Here is a 2,024-nt window from a genome sequence, read left to right as displayed (position 1 = left end):
TCCATGACGTCGACATGATCATCAACACCGCGACGGCACTGCACGATCTCGTTCCCGAAATGCGCGTCAGCGATGAGTCCGCCGTGCACTTACACGAGTGCTTGCTCTAGGCCTCCGCCTATTGCCGTGGCGTGAGGGGTTGTGTGTACGAAACTCCGGATAGTATCGTGTACATAAATACAGCGGGGGTGGTGCGATGGACGTGCTGGTGCAGGTCCACGAATTGGCACTCAAACATGGATTGAGCGCCGATGAAGTGGTTCGGATGTGGATCGAGGGTATTGAGGAGGTTGTGATCGATGATGACGAGCCGCCGCGATACATGAGGCTCGCATTCGACGATGCGGGCCGTCCATGGGAAGTCGCGGCGTTGCGCTTTGGGGGTGGTACCAGGTATCTGGTGATCCACGCGATGCCGGCACGTAAGTCCGTGGTGGAGAGGATGCAGAGGAGGATTCGATGAGTGAGCAGGTGGCAAGGCCGGTGAATGGCTCCTACGGCACTGTCAACGGTGTGGAGATCACCGAAGAGGTGCTCGCGCGACTGATCGAGAACGCCGAGAAGGGATTTCCTGGATCAACTTTCCGGGAGCCGGGCCGGCCTTCGCGAACCAACGAGCCGACGCACGCTGTCACGGTCCGGCTGAGTGAGTCCGAACTCGCCGCTGTGATGGCACGGGCCGACAGGGAACATCTGACTCGTTCCGAGGCTATCCGTGAGGCCCTCGACAAGTGGGCTCGTGCATCCTGAGCGGTGACCACAACCCGAACCTGCGTCGCGCGAATCCGATTCTGCGACACCAAATTCGTGGGACGCGGTTTTGTTGCGCGTGGAGGTCAGGTCAGGTCAGGTCGATGCGGATGCTGCGGAGGTCGGTGCCGACGAGACGGACGACGGCGCTGTTTCCGCCGGGGAGTTGCTTGAGGCGGGCGTGGGGGTCGTCGTCGGGTAGTAGGTGTGCGATGTCGTTGTGCCAGTTGCCTTTCAGGCGCACTCGGACCGCGGGATCGGCCTTGATGATCTTGACGTAGTGGCCTTCATGTCGGGCATGGATACGAGCGTACGCCCGTTTATGGCTCGGGGTTGCCGTCGACTTCTTCGGTTGTCTTGCCGAGTGCGGCAATCCGTTGTTCGTGTTCCTCCAGCAGGCGCAGGCCGGCGCGGATGACGTCGCTGGTCGAGCCGTAGCGGCCGGAGTCGACGAGGTCGTGGACGAAAGTGTGGAAGTGGTCACCCAGGGTGATGGATGTGTTCCGGGCCACTGCAATCTCCTTCGGGATGGTGTATTATCAAATAATACTTCCCTGGTCGCGAGGGTGCCGCGTCGGCCGTTCAGGCTACGCGAGGCGTGCGCGACGAGATGACCGCCGTCTATGGTGCGGGGGATCGCGCAGGGGACACACGGAAGGGGCAGTGGGTGACGGTTGTATTCGGAGTCATTTTCGCGATCGGTCTGCTCGCGCTGCTGGCCGCGCTCTTCGCAGGTGAGATCGGGGATATCGGCGACGTCGGAGACGGAGGTTTGCCGTTCCTGAGCCTGACGAGCCTGGCGATCGCCCTGTTCGGGTTCGGTGCCGGCGGCCTCGGTGCCGACTTCGCCGGTCTGCCGTCCGGGGTCTCAATCGGTGTCGGTGCGGGCGTGGGTGTCGCCCTGGTCGGCGTCTTCCGGGGCCTCCTGCTTCCGTATATGCTTCGGCAACAATCTAATTCACACTTCGGGCGGGCGTCGTACCTGGGTATGACCGGCCGGGTGGAGCTTCCGATCGAGCCCGACGGGTGGGGCGAGATCACCATCGCCGATCCTGACGGTGCGCGCGTGCGGCTCAAGGCCAGAACCGAGGAATCTGCAACGATCAAAGCCGGTGCGCAGGTGTACATCTGCGATGTCGACGCCGAATACGTACGGGTGGTGGCGATTCCGGCACTGGACTGACGGAAGTCTCAGTGCCACAAAAGACCTGACAACACAACAAGGGAAACGGGGTGCATATGATTACGATCATCGCAGTGGTCGCCGTCGTAGC

At 61.9% G+C, this 2,024-nt stretch carries 4 protein-coding genes and 1 pseudogene; 3 read left to right on the top strand and 2 right to left on the bottom strand.

Features of this window, described 5'->3' with window-relative positions; all coding sequences use genetic code 11:
• Window positions 1-196: 196 nt before the first annotated feature.
• Together KDB67_RS12910 and KDB67_RS12905 are read left to right on the top strand one after the other, a co-directional pair.
• On the top strand, window positions 197-463 hold the full coding sequence (locus tag KDB67_RS12910; RefSeq protein WP_291016230.1) for a toxin: 267 nt from the start codon (window positions 197-199) through the stop codon (window positions 461-463).
• A complete protein-coding gene (locus KDB67_RS12905) occupies window positions 460-750 on the top strand; it encodes a ribbon-helix-helix domain-containing protein (RefSeq protein ID WP_291016229.1) in 291 nt (96 codons plus the stop codon). The genes KDB67_RS12910 and KDB67_RS12905 overlap by 4 nt, the downstream gene beginning before the upstream one ends.
• Before the next feature lie 91 nt (window positions 751-841).
• Here KDB67_RS12905 and KDB67_RS12900 read toward each other — a convergent pair.
• Both KDB67_RS12900 and KDB67_RS12895 read right to left on the bottom strand, forming a co-directional pair.
• Window positions 842-1,030: pseudogene (locus KDB67_RS12900) on the bottom strand (nitroreductase/quinone reductase family protein); the annotation flags it as partial.
• Between the two features lie 40 nt (window positions 1,031-1,070).
• A complete protein-coding gene (locus KDB67_RS12895; protein ID WP_291016228.1) occupies window positions 1,071-1,262 on the bottom strand; it encodes a type II toxin-antitoxin system ParD family antitoxin in 192 nt (63 codons plus the stop codon).
• A 155-nt stretch (window positions 1,263-1,417) separates the two neighbouring features.
• On the opposite strand from KDB67_RS12895, the gene KDB67_RS12890 reads away from it, so the two are divergent.
• The gene (locus KDB67_RS12890) at window positions 1,418-1,933 is read left to right on the top strand and encodes an NfeD family protein (protein WP_291016227.1); all 516 of its coding nucleotides are present in this window, start codon (window positions 1,418-1,420) and stop codon (window positions 1,931-1,933) included.
• Window positions 1,934-2,024: the final 91 nt, after the last annotated feature.

The organism is Gordonia sp. (in: high G+C Gram-positive bacteria) (assembly GCF_020438995.1).
Lineage (GTDB): Bacteria > Actinomycetota > Actinomycetes > Mycobacteriales > Mycobacteriaceae > Gordonia.
The sequence above is the reverse complement of the archived record's forward strand: the minus strand, read 5'-3'. Positions and strand labels throughout refer to the sequence as shown.

What these genes read in the sequence shown, in the direction of transcription:
- KDB67_RS12910 (WP_291016230.1), top strand. Translation starts at nt 197, where the DNA reads ATGGACGTGCTGGTGCAGGTCCACGAATTGGCACTCAAACATGGATTG.
- KDB67_RS12905 (WP_291016229.1), top strand. Translation starts at nt 460, where the DNA reads ATGAGTGAGCAGGTGGCAAGGCCGGTGAATGGCTCCTACGGCACTGTC.